Origin of the sequence: Vibrio sp. 2-2(8), assembly GCF_963888495.1 — a bacterium.
Classification (GTDB): domain Bacteria; phylum Pseudomonadota; class Gammaproteobacteria; order Enterobacterales; family Vibrionaceae; genus Vibrio; species Vibrio anguillarum.
In genome coordinates this window covers 443,567-459,869 of the sequence record NZ_CAWPJM010000011.1, presented here as the reverse complement: position 1 = coordinate 459,869, position 16,303 = coordinate 443,567, and the positions used below count along the sequence as shown (strand labels likewise).

Annotated in this window: 15 protein-coding genes; 11 read left to right on the top strand and 4 right to left on the bottom strand. The window is 45.4% G+C overall.

All coding sequences use genetic code 11. From position 1 onward, the window contains the following. Window positions 1–47: 47 nt before the first annotated feature. Window positions 48–1,403 carry a sodium-dependent transporter gene (locus AACV12_RS04985; protein WP_026027641.1) on the top strand — a complete coding sequence of 452 codons (1,356 nt, stop codon included), beginning with the start codon at window positions 48–50 and terminating at the stop codon, window positions 1,401–1,403. 106 nt (window positions 1,404–1,509) lie between these two features. Here the strand turns inward: AACV12_RS04985 and AACV12_RS04980 are convergent, their stop codons facing one another. The 4 genes from AACV12_RS04980 to AACV12_RS04965 all read right to left on the bottom strand — a co-directional run bounded on the left by AACV12_RS04980 (window position 1,510) and on the right by AACV12_RS04965 (window position 5,680). Next, complete coding sequence (locus tag AACV12_RS04980; RefSeq protein WP_088718002.1) at window positions 1,510–2,607, bottom strand: succinylglutamate desuccinylase/aspartoacylase family protein; 1,098 nt, start codon at window positions 2,605–2,607, stop codon at window positions 1,510–1,512. Further along, complete coding sequence (gene rimK / locus AACV12_RS04975; protein ID WP_010320145.1) at window positions 2,567–3,472, bottom strand: 30S ribosomal protein S6--L-glutamate ligase; 906 nt, start codon at window positions 3,470–3,472, stop codon at window positions 2,567–2,569. The genes AACV12_RS04980 and rimK overlap by 41 nt, the downstream gene beginning before the upstream one ends. Beyond that, window positions 3,472–3,912, bottom strand: a complete 441-nt coding sequence (locus tag AACV12_RS04970; RefSeq protein WP_094164620.1) for an ATP-dependent zinc protease family protein — start codon at window positions 3,910–3,912, stop codon at window positions 3,472–3,474. Before AACV12_RS04970 ends, rimK begins: the two co-directional genes overlap by 1 nt. 295 nt (window positions 3,913–4,207) lie before the next feature. Continuing rightward, window positions 4,208–5,680, bottom strand: coding sequence for an aminoacyl-histidine dipeptidase (locus tag AACV12_RS04965; RefSeq protein ID WP_017046587.1), 1,473 nt, complete (start codon window positions 5,678–5,680; stop codon window positions 4,208–4,210). Window positions 5,681–6,566: 886 nt separating this feature from the next. Between AACV12_RS04965 and AACV12_RS04960 the strand changes: the two genes are divergently transcribed. The 10 genes from AACV12_RS04960 to ribBA all read left to right on the top strand — a co-directional run bounded on the left by AACV12_RS04960 (window position 6,567) and on the right by ribBA (window position 16,260). Next, window positions 6,567–7,862: an NCS2 family permease gene (locus tag AACV12_RS04960; protein WP_013856188.1), complete on the top strand. Its 1,296-nt coding sequence runs from the start codon at window positions 6,567–6,569 to the stop codon at window positions 7,860–7,862. Between the two features lie 39 nt (window positions 7,863–7,901). Then, window positions 7,902–8,366: an oxytetracycline resistance phosphoribosyltransferase domain-containing protein Tet(34) gene (gene tet(34), locus AACV12_RS04955; RefSeq protein WP_010320141.1), complete on the top strand. Its 465-nt coding sequence runs from the start codon at window positions 7,902–7,904 to the stop codon at window positions 8,364–8,366. A gap of 89 nt (window positions 8,367–8,455) precedes the next feature. Beyond that, window positions 8,456–9,703, top strand: a complete 1,248-nt coding sequence (gene frsA / locus AACV12_RS04950) for an esterase FrsA (RefSeq protein ID WP_019281101.1) — start codon at window positions 8,456–8,458, stop codon at window positions 9,701–9,703. Between the two features lie 100 nt (window positions 9,704–9,803). Further along, window positions 9,804–10,193: a sigma factor-binding protein Crl gene (gene crl / locus AACV12_RS04945; RefSeq protein WP_026028531.1), complete on the top strand. Its 390-nt coding sequence runs from the start codon at window positions 9,804–9,806 to the stop codon at window positions 10,191–10,193. Between the two features lie 122 nt (window positions 10,194–10,315). Continuing rightward, window positions 10,316–11,455, top strand: coding sequence for a glutamate 5-kinase (proB, locus tag AACV12_RS04940; protein ID WP_038148735.1), 1,140 nt, complete (start codon window positions 10,316–10,318; stop codon window positions 11,453–11,455). A 13-nt stretch (window positions 11,456–11,468) separates the two neighbouring features. Then, a complete protein-coding gene (locus AACV12_RS04935) occupies window positions 11,469–12,719 on the top strand; it encodes a glutamate-5-semialdehyde dehydrogenase (RefSeq protein ID WP_017047325.1) in 1,251 nt (416 codons plus the stop codon). 131 nt (window positions 12,720–12,850) lie between these two features. After that, window positions 12,851–13,300: a transcriptional regulator NrdR gene (nrdR, locus tag AACV12_RS04930; RefSeq protein ID WP_010320136.1), complete on the top strand. Its 450-nt coding sequence runs from the start codon at window positions 12,851–12,853 to the stop codon at window positions 13,298–13,300. A gap of 6 nt (window positions 13,301–13,306) precedes the next feature. Continuing rightward, window positions 13,307–14,404, top strand: coding sequence for a bifunctional diaminohydroxyphosphoribosylaminopyrimidine deaminase/5-amino-6-(5-phosphoribosylamino)uracil reductase RibD (gene ribD / locus AACV12_RS04925; RefSeq protein WP_017047324.1), 1,098 nt, complete (start codon window positions 13,307–13,309; stop codon window positions 14,402–14,404). A 1-nt stretch (window position 14,405) separates the two neighbouring features. After that, window positions 14,406–15,062 carry a riboflavin synthase gene (locus AACV12_RS04920; RefSeq protein WP_010320134.1) on the top strand — a complete coding sequence of 219 codons (657 nt, stop codon included), beginning with the start codon at window positions 14,406–14,408 and terminating at the stop codon, window positions 15,060–15,062. Between the two features lie 88 nt (window positions 15,063–15,150). Beyond that, complete coding sequence (ribBA, locus tag AACV12_RS04915) at window positions 15,151–16,260, top strand: bifunctional 3,4-dihydroxy-2-butanone-4-phosphate synthase/GTP cyclohydrolase II (protein WP_013856195.1); 1,110 nt, start codon at window positions 15,151–15,153, stop codon at window positions 16,258–16,260. Window positions 16,261–16,303 lie beyond the last annotated feature (43 nt).

Sequence of the window (16,303 nt, the reverse complement as noted above, 5' to 3'; positions counted from 1 at the left end):
GCATTACTGTACTAGCTAACTAGTCTATTGATATTTGTGTGAGTGGTATGACACAGTCTGATTCTCGTGAACATTTTGGTTCACGTCTTGGTTTTATTCTTGCGGCGGCGGGTGCGGCAGTTGGCCTAGGTAATATCTGGGGCTTTCCAACCCAAGCGGCAAGCAACGGCGGCGGCGCATTCTTATTGGTTTATTTGGTGATGATCATGGTCGTTGCCTTCCCTATGTTAGTGGTTGAAATGGCGATAGGCCGTTTTGGGCAAGCAAACCCTGTTGATAGCATGCGCTCATTAACGCCTCATCCACTAGGTAAAATGGTCGGTGGCTTTGTCGGTTGGATTGGTTTGAGTGTTCCGAGTGCGGTACTGGCGTTTTACAGCATCGTCGGTGGCTGGCTAATCTGCTTTTTACTCGGTGCGATGACAGAGTTATTGGGTTTTGTGGAAATCACAGCTTGGTTGAAAGGGTTTAGTGTTGAGCGTAACTTATTCGGAACCTTAGTGTTTTATATTTTGACGATTCTAATCGTGCAAGGTGGTGTTAAAGACGGGATTGAAAAATGGTCAACGCGTTTAATGCCTGCATTGTTTGTACTGTTTGGTGTGCTGTTTGTTTACATCATGATGCAAACTGGAGCGATGGAAGGTTTACAACACTATTTAGTCCCTGATTTTTCAAAGGTGTTTGACAGACATCTCTTACTGGCGGCAATGGGGCAAGGTTTCTTCTCATTAACCATTGGTGGCTGCTCGATGTTGATTTACGGATCTTATCTGAGTAAGCAAGAAAACCTGCCGAAGATGGCACTAAATGTGACTTTAGTTGATACCGCCGTGGCTTTCATTGCTGGCCTTGTTGTGTTGCCTGCGATGTTTGTTGCGATGCATAAAGGGGTGGAAATCTATGCCGCTGACGGTTCTTTACTAAATTCAGATACGCTCGTTTTTACCGTGTTGCCATTGATGTTTGATAGCCTTGGTTGGATGGGGCAGGTGTTTGCTATCGTATTTTTCACTTTACTGACGATCGCCGCGTTAACCTCTTCTATCTCTATGCTGGAATGCCCTGTAGCCTTAGTCAGCGAGCGTTTTAATACGAAACGCGCACCAACAAGCTGGGTATTAGGCGCGTTAATTGCGCTAGTCAGTGTCGTTATTGTTTATAATTTTGGTGCGCTATTTGGCTTAGTGGCAACGGTTGCGACGCAATATTTGCAGCCGACAGCAGCGCTGATGTTCTGCCTATTTGGCGGTTGGGTATGGCGTCGTCACGCGAAAGTCAAAGAGTTAGAACAAGGTTTCCCTGAGTTCCAATTGGGTTGGTTTGGTAAAATCTGGCCTTGGTATGTGAAATTTGTCTGCCCTGTATTAGTGGCTACGGTGATTTGGGCTTCGTTCGGTTAATGAGTTACTTTCTTCATCCCACTCACGCTTAAACAGCATAAAGCCCTTTGAATAAGGGCTTTATTATTGAACTTATGTGTCTCTATTGTTTAGACTTATCGACAATTTAGACCATCGACGGTGGCATCAAGTGTCCTGTGGTCAGAGGTTCTAAATCGCTGTCTGCGACCTCTTCAATAAAATCGCCCACGACTTGCTCAACCATCTCATCGCTTTGCGAGAAGTAGGCGAGATGGAATACGGCATCTCCTTCATTAACAAGAGGCAGAGTTTGTTGGCCAATCACAATACCCCCCTTATTGGCTCTTAATTCGACTTCGACATGACCAAGCGGTGAGTTGATATAGGCAAGCACTTGTCCTTTTTCGACCTTGTCACCAAGCGTCACCACGGTGCGCAAGATGCCATCGCTTTCGGCTCTGAGCCAACTGGTTGATTTTGCGATGATCGATGTCGGTACGGCCTTGCGACTTTTGCGCATCATACCAATGGCTTGCATGGTGCGTTTCACACCGACAATACCCGCATTGATGGCAATAGGTTCAAATTTTAGCGCTTCACCTGCTTCATAAGTTAATACTGTGATGCCTGATTTCTCTGCTTCACTTCTGAGCGAGCCATTACGCAGTGGAGAGTCGATGATCACTGGGGTTGCAAATGCTTGGGCAATACGCAAGGTTTCAGGATTAGTGAGATCGGCGCGGATTTGTGGCAAATTCGTGCGATGAATAGCACCAGTATGCAGGTCAATGATGTAATCACAACGTAAAGCGACTTGGGAAAAGAAAGTATGTGCAATGCGAGAGGCGAGGGAGCCAGTTTCACTTCCAGGGAAGCAGCGATTGAGATCGCGTCGATCAGGAAGGTAGCGAGATTTATGAATAAAGCCAAAGGCATTGACGATGGGGACAACAATCAGTGTCCCTTTTAGTTTTTGCGGGTCGATGGAGTTGATCAGTTGACGGACTATTTCAACGCCGTTCAGTTCATCACCATGGATGGCGGCATTAACCATTAAGGTTGGGCCAGTGGATATTCCATTAATGATTTCGATAGGGATAGAGAGTGGCGAGTGTGTATAAAGCTTAGCCGCTTCTAGCTCCATTGCCTTGCGCGTTCCTGGGGGAACTGAATCCCCCAGGAAATGAAATGCTGTGTTTTTCCTAACCTTTGCCACGTGTTTTTGTCCCTTTCGTTGCCGCATTTTTTTCAATAAATTCGACAATCAACCCGGCGATATCTTTACCAGTAGCGGCTTCAATACCTTCAAGACCTGGCGATGAATTGACTTCCATCACTAATGGGCCACGTTCCGATCGCAAAAGATCCACACCCGCAACATTGAGACCCATAATCTTCGCCGCATCGATAGCCGTCTTACGTTCTAGAGGGGTGATTTTTACCAAAGAGGCCGTTCCGCCGCGGTGTAGGTTAGAGCGAAACTCACCATCGGCACCTTGCCGTTTCATGGCTGCGATAACTTTGTCGCCAATAACGAAACAGCGAATATCGGCGCCACCGGCCTCTTTGATGTACTCTTGCACCATGATATTGGCTTTCAGGCCCATGAACGCTTCGATCACACTTTCTGCTGCTTTGCGTGTTTCCGCTAACACTACACCGATGCCTTGAGTTCCTTCAAGTAATTTAATTACTACCGGTGCTCCTCCGACCATGTCGAGTAAGTCTTTGACATCATCAGGTTTGCTGGCGAAACCAGTAATTGGCATACCAATGCCGCGACGAGACAATAGCTGCATTGAGCGAAGTTTATCTCTGGAACGGCTAATAGCCACAGATTCATTGACAGGATAAACCCCCATCATTTCAAATTGGCGTAATACCGCAGTACCGTAAAACGTAACGGATGCACCAATACGAGGAATGACTGCATCAAAACCCGCTAACTCTTCACCTTTAAAGTGAATTTCGGGTTTTTCAGAATTGATATTCATATAGCAACGCAGCCCATCAATCACTTTGACTTGGTGGCCACGGCTTTTACACGCTTCAATCAGACGCTTGGTTGAATACAACGAAGCATTACGTGACAGAATACCAATTTTCATTATTTGCTCTCCTCGAAAGCGATTAAAAACGATTTAGTTGGATTAACTAAAATTCGACGGTGCATTGCGGTGCGACCTAATAGCATACGAAAACCCATATTTTCGCGATTGGTTAACGTTATTTCAATGGGCCAAGTTTGGCCGCCCAAACAGACGTCTGATTGAATAACGTAACGTGACTCTTCATGGCCACCGGAATCACGGACGATTCGTTCATCAATGACTTTAGCTTCGCACACTGTGACCTTGTCATTATTGCGCTGCACAGGGTGGATCCAAAAGCGAACCCAAAGAGTCTCTTCCTTGATGAAGCTCTCTACCTTAAATGCGTGTAAGCACGACGTGCGGGCTCCGGTATCGACTTTGGCATTAATTTGCTCAATACCTAACCCTGGAAGGCTGAGAGTTTCTCGCCATCCGACAATCATTTTTTCTTTCATCGCAGTTTCAATATTTTTGGAGAATGTAAGACGCCGCTAAGGAGTAGCCGCATCCCCGATACAACTTTTAAATGGTGTTATCGCTTGAAGAGAGTGTGGTGAATAACTCTAGGAACTTCAAGGGGGCGAACTCTAGCAGTCACAAAAAATGTGCGCTAATGAAATTAATTTGCCTTATCGATAAAATTAATTGATAGAAAAAGAGGTAAGGATTGATGCCGAATTCCGCTGCCAAAGCAAGATATTCATCAACTTGCTATTACACGCTGGTTGAAGAATTCGACATCAGAGTGGGTTAAACTTTCGCTGGAATATGCTCTAGTAGGGCAACCATTTGCTCCCAGAAAAGGTCGACTGTGTCGATCTTCACTTTCTCATCCGGTGAGTGAGGGAATTTAATGGTTGGGCCAAACGAAACCATATCCATTTCTGGGTACGGTTTTTTGAAAAGACCACATTCTAGACCAGCATGGATCACCATGATATTCGGTTTATGACCGTAAATACCTTGGTACATGTCTCTGAAAATAGCCATGATCTCTGAATCGGCATCTGGTTTCCAGCCCGGATAAGCACCAGTAAAGGCAATTTCCGCATTCGCTAGCTCAGCAACGGATTTGAGCATGCTTTCAACCTGTTGGCGACCTGAATCAATCAGAGAACGAATAAGGCATAACACAGTCACAGAGTTTTCTTGCGTGGTAATCACACCGACATTCAATGAGGTTTCAACCACGCCTTCAATTTCATCGCTCATCCGGATCACACCGTTTGGACACGCGTTTAATGCGGCAATAAAACGTTGTTGATCAACAAGAGCGAAGACATTTTCTGCATTTTCTTGCGGGTTGTTGAAAGTGACAATTCCTGTTTCGACGCGTCCAAGCTCTTCTTTCACTAGCTGGGTATAGGTGCTAAATAGCTCATCCAGTTTTACCCCATTTTCGGCAGGAATGGCCACGGTGACAAACGCTTCTCGAGGAATGGCGTTACGTAGGCTACCACCGCGAAACTCGATCAAACGTAAATCAAGTTCTTGTGCGTGACTAGCAAGAAAGCGAGCCAGCAGCTTGTTAGCATTCCCACGGCCAGTATGGACGTCACATCCAGAGTGACCTCCTTTTAACCCTTTCAAAATCAATTGATGTGTTACGTAACCAGCAGGCATGGCTTGTCGTTGGATATTAAAAGTCATTGCGCCATCAATACCACCAGCACAGCCCATATATACTTCGCCCTCTTGTTCTGAATCAGTATTGAGCAGGATCTCTCCTTCTAACCAACCCGCTTCAAGGCCGAAAGCACCTGTCATACCCGCTTCTTCATCAATCGTCAGTAACACCTCAATAGGACCGTGCTTGAGCTCTTTTGACGCGAGAACAGCCAAACATGCTGCCATACCCATACCGTTATCGGCACCTAAAGTGGTTCCTTTGGCTGTTACCCATTCGCCATCGATATACGGTTGGATAGGGTCCTTAGCAAAGTCGTGCTGCGTGTCTTCGTTTTTTTGCGGCACCATATCAATATGAGCTTGTAGAACCACACCTTTCTTATGTTCCATGCCAGCTGTCGCTGGTTTTTTTATGAAAACGTTGCCGGTTGGATCTCGGCGTACCGCTAAACCCTGCTCTGTCGCCCACTGGATGATGTGCTGGGCTAAGGCTTCTTCATGCTTAGACGGGTGAGGAATGGAACAGATTTTATCGAAAAATTGCCATACGGGTGCCGATGACAATTTACTGATTTCAGAATAGAACTCAGACACGGAATACTCCTTTTATTCGAGCTTGCCAGATCATGAACAGGCGAAATGTTTCTTTGGTAGCGATATCGACTAGATCTGAGCATGACTTGTAGTGGTGGACAGCATACCACTCTCGACAATCAGCGAGTAGCCTCACCGCTTGAGAATTGTTTTATTGGTGTCACATTAAATCGACTGTAGCGTATAGAAGAGATGACACAATCGGCGATGAGATTCTTCCCCTTACCGCCTAATAATCATTTTTTGCTGATATTTGTGTAATTTAATTACCTAAATATGTTGATGTAGATCATTAAAATAAAATTATGTGATTTTTATCACGCTAAATATTGTAATTTAATTTCTTGGTGGTATATTTGTAACCAACTTCGAAAGCGAAGAAAAAATGCTCAAAGGATGAGTCCGTTTATCGCCTCCATGGAACCGAGAAATCAAATTTATGTTCAATTGATTTTATAAGGTGATAGTTATGAAAGGTTTACCATCAGCAATGTTCTGGACAAACAAGTCTGTTTACACTGGCAACTTTGCTTACCCAACAAGCTTTGGTTATTAAGACTTTAAGCATGTTATTTGAACTGTATGTTCACCCCCTAGATATTGGAATTTTTTTGTAGTCAGTTTGGCTAAAATGATTCGCCGCCACCTCAGATGAGGTGGCGTTTTTTTATCTCAATGTTCAGCACTTCCTTTACGGCTCAATGGCAACACGATATGGAAATCCGCTTTTTCTTTTTGAAGAAATGAAGCGCGACTAGGTTCATAAGCCATTAATAAAAGCATATTACAGCCTTAATTCTATCTGGAATTTGTGATCTGATCTCTCTATAATCCACAGCCAATCGATTACGCAACCGTTTACTTTTTACCCTTATAGGACTCGATCATGCTCGAAAGGCTATTTAAACTTAGTGAATATGGCACAAACGTGCGCACTGAGGTTATCGCAGGAATAACGACATTTCTCACGATGGCATACATTATCTTTGTTAACCCTGCGATCTTAGCGGATGCCGGCATGGACCGTGGTGCAGTATTTGTTGCTACGTGTCTTGCGGCGGCTATTGGCTGTTTCATCATGGGCTTTGTTGCCAACTACCCAATCGCACAGGCTCCGGGTATGGGGTTAAACGCATTTTTTACTTACGCCGTTGTGCTCGGCATGGGATATACATGGCAAGTTGCGCTGGCGGCGGTATTCGTTTCTGGTGTGCTGTTCATTTTTCTTAGTATCTTTAAAATCCGTGAGTGGATCATCGGTTCGATTCCGATGTCATTACGAACGGGGATCTCGGCCGGTATTGGACTTTTTCTTGCCTTTATTGCCCTGAAAAATGCAGGCATTGTGGTTGATAACCCTGCAACTTTGGTTTCTGTCGGCGCAATTACTTCTCTTCCAGCTGTACTCGGTGCGATAGGTTTCTTCCTGACGATTGCTTTGGTTCATCGTGGTTTAAAGGGTGCCGTAATGATCGCGATTCTTGCGGTTACTGGCCTTGGTTTAGTGTTTGGTGACGTTCAGTGGCATGGCATTATGTCGGCACCACCAAGTATTGCGCCAACTTTTTTGCAGCTTGATTTCTCCGCCGTTTTTGAAGTGGGTATGATCTCAGTGGTGTTTGCGTTTCTGTTTGTCGATCTATTTGACACGGCTGGCACCTTAGTTGGTGTGGCGCAAAAGGCAGATTTGATTGGCAAAGATGGTAAAATCCCACGTCTAAATAAAGCATTGCTTGCCGATTCTACCGCTACGTCAGTCGGTGCCCTGCTGGGTACATCAAACACAACCTCTTACATTGAAAGTGTGGCGGGTGTTGCTGCTGGCGGGCGCACAGGGCTGACTGCAGTCGTTGTTGGCATTTTGTTCTTACTTGCATTATTCTTCTCGCCATTAGCTGGAATGATCCCTGCGTACGCTACGTCTGGTGCATTATTTTACGTGGCAATTTTGATGCTTTCTGGTTTGGTCAGTATTGATTGGCGCGATTTAACAGAAGCGGCTCCTGTCGTCGTTACCTGTTTATTAATGCCGCTGACATTCTCTATCGCAGAAGGTATTTCTCTTGGTTTCATTGCTTATGCGGCTATCAAACTATTTAGTGGCAAAGGGCGCAGTGTATCGATGAGTGTGTGGGTGATGTCAGCCATCTTCATCTTTAAGTATATCGCCTCTGCAATGTAATGAACGACACAGATTATTTAAATAATTAGGTTTACAACAATGAGCAATAAATTCGTTATCACTTGGGACAACATGCAGACTTACTGTCGTCAATTGGCAGAAAAACAGATGCCTGCAGAGCAATGGAAAGGTATTTGGGCGGTGAGCCGCGGTGGTTTGGTTCCTGGTGCCATATTGGCGCGTGAATTAGGTATTCGCCATGTCGATACGATTTGCATTTCAAGTTACGATCATGATCATCAGCGTGACATGACAGTGATCAAAGCACCTGAAGGTGACGGCGAAGGTTTCTTAATTGTTGAAGATTTGGTCGATAGTGGTGATACCGCACGTAAGCTACGTGAAATGTATCCTAAAGCGAAATTGATTGCGGTGTGTGCGAAGCCTTCTGGCGTCAGCTTGTTAGATGATTACGTTGTGGATATTGCTCAAGATACGTGGATTGAGCAGCCATGGGATATGACGATTCAATACGCAGAACCGATTAACCGTAAACAAAAGTAATGTTTTTCTTTGCGTTTATTTGAAAATGGCCCTTTATCGGGCCATTTTTTTTATTACTATTAGAGCACCGCTCTCAATTGAATCGACTTATGTCTGAATCTAACAGCCAAAACCTTTCTGAAACCTTGTTCCAGAAATACAAGCAAGCCCAAGAAACCTCGGCATTGACCCGTTATATGCCAAGCAGCCAAGAAATTTTGGACCTAAAAAAACAGCAAGAAGGGTACGTTTGGTATCGAAATCTCAGGCGTTTACAGTGGATATGGCAAGGTGTTGATCCAGTAGAGCAAGAAGAAGTTCTCGCCCGCATTGCCTCTTCGAAACATTCGCGAACCGAAGCGGATTGGTTAGATACGGTTATGGGCTATCACAGTGGTAACTGGGCATACGAGTGGACTAAGCTGGGTATGCGTCACCAAAAGCGCGCTAATGACAAGCAAGACGAAGAGGCGGCCAATGAACTTTTTTCCGCGTCGCTCTGCTTTAGCATTGCTGGTTATCCGCATCTAAAAAATGATAATTTATCCTTGCAGGCGCAGATACTGTCAAACAGCGCTTATAACGAAGCGGCCAAATTGACTCGTTATGTGATTAAGCAAGTTGAAGTACCCTATAAGAACAAAAAAATAGTCGCTAATTTGCATTTGCCCAATACCGATAGGCCTCATCCGGTCGTTTTGGTTAGTGCCGGTTTAGACAGTTTGCAGACGGATATGTGGCGTTTGTTTAGAGATTATCTCGCGCCTAGAGATATTGCGATGTTAACCATTGATATGCCCTCCGTAGGTCATAGCTCCCATTGGCCCTTAACTGAAGATTCTTCATGTCTGCATCAAGCCGTACTCAATGAACTGGAAAGCTTGCCTTGGGTTGATCATCGAAAAGTGGGGCTTGTTGGATTTCGATTTGGTGGTAACTCCATGATCAGGCTCTCTTTTCTAGAGCAAGATAAAATTAAGGCTTGTGTTTCATTAGGTGCACCTATCCACGATATTTTAGCTTCGCCAGAAAAATTGAAAAAAATGCCCAAAATGTATATTGATGTGCTGGCGTCTCGTTTAGGTAAAGACGTGGTGGATATTAATAGCCTTGCTGGGTTGATGCGAGCGTGGTCACTGAAAGTGCAAGGCTTTTTAACCAGTAGGCGAACTAAAGTTCCGATTTTGGCTTTAGGATTAGAAGGTGATCCCATTTCACCCTATTCAGATAATCAATTAGTTGCAATTTTTAGTGAATACGGCAAAGCGAAACAGATAAAAAGCAAAACAATTACACAAGGATATGAGCAATCCCTCGATTTAGCGATAAAGTGGTTAGAAGATGAGCTATTTAGGTGACTTTTCTACTAAATTAGTTAAGCATGATATTGGTATGCGGTAACAAGCATATGATTAATAAAAATAATGATCGTTCTTAACATTGAAATGGAGAGTCAATATGTCAGAAATGACCCACACCCCGACTCATTATCGCTTATTGTCTGCTTTAAAAGCTATTGGACCTTATTTACGAGAAGGCCAATGTCGTGAGGATCACTACTTATTTGATTGCCTTGCGTCTTGCGTTAATGACAAAAAATCCCCAGAGAAACGAGAGTTTTGGGGCTGGTGGCTGGAACTTACTAAGAAAGAATCAGGGTTTGAGGCTAAGTATCATACAGGACGTTACAACTTAGCTGGCACGTGGGATGCCGACGCGATTCCTAAATCCGTATTTTCTGAAGTCAAACGTACCCAAGAAGAGTTTCATGCCAAACTGGTAGCGAGTCTCTATGAGCGCTTTGAATTGAGTGTTGAGATTGCACAAGATTCCGCTGAATTCGTCTGATTTTCGTTATCCCCTTATCCTCGTGATGAAAAAGGTGCTTTTTAGCACCTTTTCTACTTGTGAATTATTGCTTTGATTGCTAAAACATCAGCTCTTATGTGTTTTCCATTTCAGAAGAAATCATGACAACGAATCAACAAAGCGGAAAAGCGGTGCAACTTCAAACAATCGTTGTGAAGCTAGGAACCAGTGTATTAACCGGTGGTACTTTGGCGTTAGATAGAGCTCATATGGTTGAGCTTGTCCGTCAATGTGCTGAACTGAAAAAGCAAGGCCACTCAGTGGTGATTGTATCGTCGGGCGCAATTGCCGCTGGTCGAGAACACTTAGGTTACCCCGCACTCCCCAACGCAATGGCTAGCAAACAGTTGCTTGCTGCGGTTGGGCAGAGTCAACTGATTCAAGCATGGGAATCTCTTTTTGCTATCTATGGGATTAAAATAGGTCAAATGCTACTGACTCGTGCCGATCTGGAAGACCGTGAGCGTTTTTTGAATGCGCGAGATACTATTAATGCTTTGGTCGAGCACGATATTATTCCTGTGGTCAACGAAAACGATGCCGTGGCAACTAGTGAAATCAAAGTGGGCGACAACGACAATTTGTCAGCCTTGGTTGGTATCTTATGTGGTGCCGATAAACTATTGCTGCTCACTGACCAAAAAGGGCTCTTCACCGCAGACCCGCGTAAAGATCCTAACGCTGAACTGATTAAAGAAGTCAAAACCATTGATGATACCTTGCGTAAAATCGCTGGGGGTAGTGGTACTACGCTTGGCACCGGAGGTATGGCAACTAAGCTTCAGGCCGCTGATATTGCTCGTCGTGCAGGGATTGAAGTCATTATCGCCGCAGGGCGTGCCAGCAACGTTATTTTTGACTCTTTAAGTGATGCGCCACAAGGCACCCGTTTCTTGCCATGTACCGAAGCGTTAGAAAACCGCAAACGCTGGATTTTAGCGGGTCCTGCCGCTTCTGGTGACATTGTCATTGATGGCGGAGCCGTCAACGCTGTAGTCGCGAATGGCAGTAGCTTATTAGCGAAAGGGGTAGTGAATGTCAGTGGTACTTTTGCACGTGGTGAAGTGGCGCGAGTAACCGATAAACAAGGCGTATTAATTGCCCGTGGCATCGCCGCTTATTCCAGCCAAGACTTAGCCAAAATCGCGGGCAAACACAGCAAAGATATCGGAGGCATTTTAGGTTACGATTATGGCTCAGAAGTCATTCATCGCGATGATCTTGTTGTGATCCAAGAATAGTAAGGAAAAGAAAGTGGATTTAACCATAATGGGTAAAGCCGCCAAACAGGCCGCTTTCCAGCTCGCTACCGTTTCAACGACACAAAAAAACAATGCATTAGCGATCATTGCCGATGAACTGGAGGAGCAGAGCGCCGCGATTTTAAAAGCGAATGCTCAAGATATCGAACTGGCCCGCCAAGCCGGGTTGAACGATGCCATGCTTGATCGCCTATTGCTCAATGAATCACGCCTGCAAGCCATTGCTAATGACGTGCGTAATGTGATTAATCTCAATGACCCTGTCGGTAGTGAAATCGATAGCCGAGTGCTTGAAAACGGATTGTCATTGTCTCGCCGCCGAGTACCGTTAGGTGTGGTGGGCGTTATTTATGAAGCGCGTCCGAATGTGACCATTGATATTGCGGCATTGTGTTTAAAAACGGGTAACGCCAGTATTTTACGGGGAGGGAAAGAGACCTTTTTCTCCAATATGGCGCTAGTCAACGTTATTCAATCGGCGCTAGAAAAAGCGCAACTTCCAGCGGCTGCGGTGCAGTATATTGAAAAACCGGATCGCGAACTGGTTTCACAGCTGCTCAAGCTGGATGAATATGTCGATATGATCATTCCGCGCGGCGGCGCTAGCCTACATAAAATGTGCAAAGAAAACAGCACCATTCCGGTGATTATTGGTGGTTTTGGCATTAGCCATATTTTTGTTGATCAATCTGCGGATCTAGATAAATCAGTCGAGGTGATTGAAAACGCAAAAATTCAGCGCCCTTCTGCGTGCAACGCACTGGATACTTTGCTGGTTCATCAAGCGATTGCGAGTGAATTTTTGGCAAAACTGGTGCTACGACTTAATGATCAAGTGACCTTCGTTGTCGAGCCAAAAGCCCAAGCCTGCATGAGCCATGCGAAACAGTTGAGAGAGGCCGTTGAAGGCGATTTTGACACCGAATGGCTAAGTTACACTTTGGGCGTCAAAGTGGTCGATGACGTGCAGCAAGCGATTGAACATATGCGTGAACACAATGCAAGCCATTCGGATGCTATCATGACAAATGACCTATTTAATGCAGAGCTGTTTATTAATTCCGCGGGCTCTGCTGCAGTGTATGTCAATGCTTCGACGCGTTTTACCGATGGGGCTCAATTTGGTTTAGGCGCTGAAGTGGCCGTTTCGACCCAAAAATTGCACGCTCGCGGGCCGATGGGCTTAGAAGAGTTGACCAGTTACAAGTGGGTTGGCAAAGCCAATTACTTATCACGTCGTTAAGTTCTTTTCGTTATGGATAACGCAAAGTGTGGTTGTTAACAAAATAGAGATTGAAAAGGGGCTGATGCCCCTTTTGCGTTCAACTTGCGTACTAATTCCGGTACACTGATGCTCATTGCTATGGAGGTGATATGCATTGTCCTTTTTGTTCAGAGAACGACACCAAAGTGATTGATTCTCGTCTTGTCGCAGATGGCCATCAAGTGCGCCGTCGCCGTCAATGTTTGGCATGTAATGAACGTTTTACCACGTTTGAATCGGCCGAGCTCTTGATGCCAAGAGTCATCAAATCAAATGGAAATCGTGAACCGTTTAACGAAGATAAAATGGTCGGTGGTATACAGCGAGCATTAGAAAAACGCCCCGTCAGCGCCGATGCGATTGAGCTTGCAATCAGTATGATTAAATCTCAGTTGCGAGCTACTGGTGAGCGAGAAGTCCCAAGTAAAATGATTGGTAACTTGGTGATGGAGCAGCTCAAAGTACTCGATAAAGTCGCTTACATCCGCTTTGCCTCGGTGTATCGCAGTTTTGAAGATATTCGTGAGTTTGGTGAAGAAATCGCGAAGCTGGAAGATTAATCGCTTATGTTTACTCCTTTTGATTATCAAATGATGTCGCGAGCCATTGAGCTTGCCAAAGGTGGCGTTTTTACCACTCAACCTAACCCCAATGTCGGCTGCGTGATCACTCAAGGAGAGCAGATTGTTGGTGAAGGTTTTCATGTTCGTGCTGGTGAGCCGCATGCGGAAGTGCACGCCTTACGCATGGCAAACGAGCAAGCGCAAGGCGCTACCGCTTATGTCACTTTAGAGCCTTGCTCGCATCATGGCCGTACACCGCCTTGCGCTGAAGGCTTGATTAACGCCAAAGTGGCGAAAGTGATTTGCGCAATGCAAGATCCGAATCCTCAAGTCGCTGGGCGTGGTATTCAAATGCTGCGTGACGCTGGGATTGAAGTCGAAGTCGGTTTGTTAGAAGCGGATGCCATCGCGCTCAATCCGGGTTTTATTAAACGCATGACAAGTGGGATGCCCTTTGTCCAATTGAAAATGGCCGCAAGTCTTGATGGACAAACAGCACTCAATAATGGTCAGAGTCAATGGATCACTTCAGCGGCCGCGCGGCGAGATGTGCAAAAATTTCGCGCCAAAGCGGGTGGGATTTTATCGACCAGCAAAACAGTGATTGAAGATGATGCTTCATTGACTGTGCGTTGGGATGAACTACCTCCATCAGTGCAAGTGAACTACCCACAACATCAGTTACGCCAACCAGTGCGAGTCATTCTTGACAGGCAAAACCAACTCCATGATGGTCTAAAGCTGTATCAACATTCCGGTGAAGTATTGGTGCTTGGCACTGAACATACGTCATTGCTCAATAGCAACCAGACACAATTTGAGTTAGCGGATACCTTAGCTTATTTAGCTGAGCAGTCACAAATGAATCATCTCTGGGTAGAAGCTGGTGCCACACTGGCTCGTTCACTGATCCAAGCCCAATTGGTCGATGAGATCATTTTGTACTTAGCGCCTAAAATCATGGGTAGTGATGGTCGGGGGCTATTTGGTGCTTTGGGGCTATCTTCCATGGCGGATACGCTAGAGTTAATCATCAAAGATGTACGACAAGTTGGGCCGGATATTCGGATCATTGCCGTACCTAAAATAAAAGATAAATAGCATGTTTACAGGAATTATCGAGGCGGTAGGTACACTTGCCGCGATTACGCCCAAAGGTGAAGACATCAGCGTGACCGTGAAAGTCGGCCATCTTGATATGAGCGATGTCAAACTTGGTGACAGTATTGCCACAAATGGTGTCTGTTTGACCGTGGTAGATTATAACAGCACTCAATATACAGCGGATCTCTCACTAGAAACGCTCAACAAAACCGGGTTTGCTCACTATCAAGTTGGTGACAAGGTCAACCTAGAAAAAGCCATGTTGCCGACCACTCGTTTTGGTGGACACATTGTTTCTGGGCACGTTGACGGTGTTGGTGAAATCATTGAACGAAATCCTGTTGGTCGTTCGATAGAGTTTTGGGTAGCGATCCCACCGGCATTGAATAAATACGTGGCTGAAAAAGGCTCAATTACAGTAGATGGTATCAGCCTCACTGTGAATGATTTAAGAAAGAATGCCTTTAAGCTGACCATAGTGCCTCACACTTCTGCCGAAACGACCATTGATGCGTTTCATGTTGGGCGTAAAGTGAATTTGGAAGTGGATGTGCTCGCGCGTTATATGGAGCGTTTGCTGCAAAACCAGCAAGATGAAGAGACACCAGAGTCGAAAATTAGCTTAGCATTTTTACAACAAAATGGTTTTGCGTAAACCGCGCATTGTCCCATGCCACCACGGTCGTGGATAAATCTAAGTCAGGGACTGTGCGGAAAATAGTTCAGCGATAGGAAAATAGAGTATGCCAATAAGTACCCCGCAAGAGATCATTGAAGATATTCGCCTTGGGAAAATGGTCATCTTAATGGATGACGAAGATCGTGAGAACGAAGGTGACTTGATCATGGCCGCCGAGCACGTTACTCCTGAAGCGATTAATTTTATGGCTAAATTTGGTCGTGGCCTGATCTGCTTAACCATGACTAAAGCTCGTTGTCAGCGTTTAGGCTTGGCTCCTATGGTGCAGGATAATAATGCTCAATACACCACCAATTTTACCGTCTCGATTGAAGCGGCCGAAGGCGTAACTACCGGCATTTCAGCGGCCGATCGCGCCGTGACGGTACAAGCTGCGGTGGCGAAAGAGGCGAAAGCTTCAGACTTAGTGCAACCTGGTCACATTTTCCCACTAGCTGCACAAGAGGGGGGCGTTTTAACTCGCGCTGGGCATACGGAAGCCGGTTGTGATTTAGCGCGCCTTGCGGGATTAGAGCCCGCCTCTGTGATCGTCGAAATTTTAAATGATGACGGCACCATGGCGCGTCGCCCTGATCTTGAAGTGTTTGCCGAGCAACATGGTTTAAAACTCGGTACGATTGCTGATCTGATTGAATACCGTAACAATACGGAGACGACCATTGAGCGTGTTGCACAGTGCAAGTTGCCGACAGAATACGGTGAATTTGAACTGATCACTTACCGCGACGTGATTGATAATCAGATCCATTACGCATTGCAAAAAGGAACATTGGATGGTCAAGCGCCATTGGTGCGAGTTCATCTGCACGATACCTTTACCGATTTACTGCGTAGCGATCGCAATGCTGAACGCAGTTGGACTTTAGATAAAGCGATGCAGCGTATCGGCCAAGAGGGCGGCGTATTGGTCATTTTAGGTAATGAAGAGTCGAGCGACTTATTGATCCATCGCGTTAAAATGTTTGAGCAACAAGACAAAGGCCAAGCGCCTACTTTAGCGAAAAAACAAGGTACTTCACGCCGTGTGGGGATTGGTTCACAAATTCTGGCGGATTTAGGTGTTCGTGATATGCGTTTACTCTCTTCAGCCAATAAAAAGTATCACGCTTTAGGCGGTTTCGGCTTGAATGTGACTGAGTATGTTTGCCAATAATGTCATCTCGTTTTAGCGCTTAGAACCTAAGGTCACATTTAAA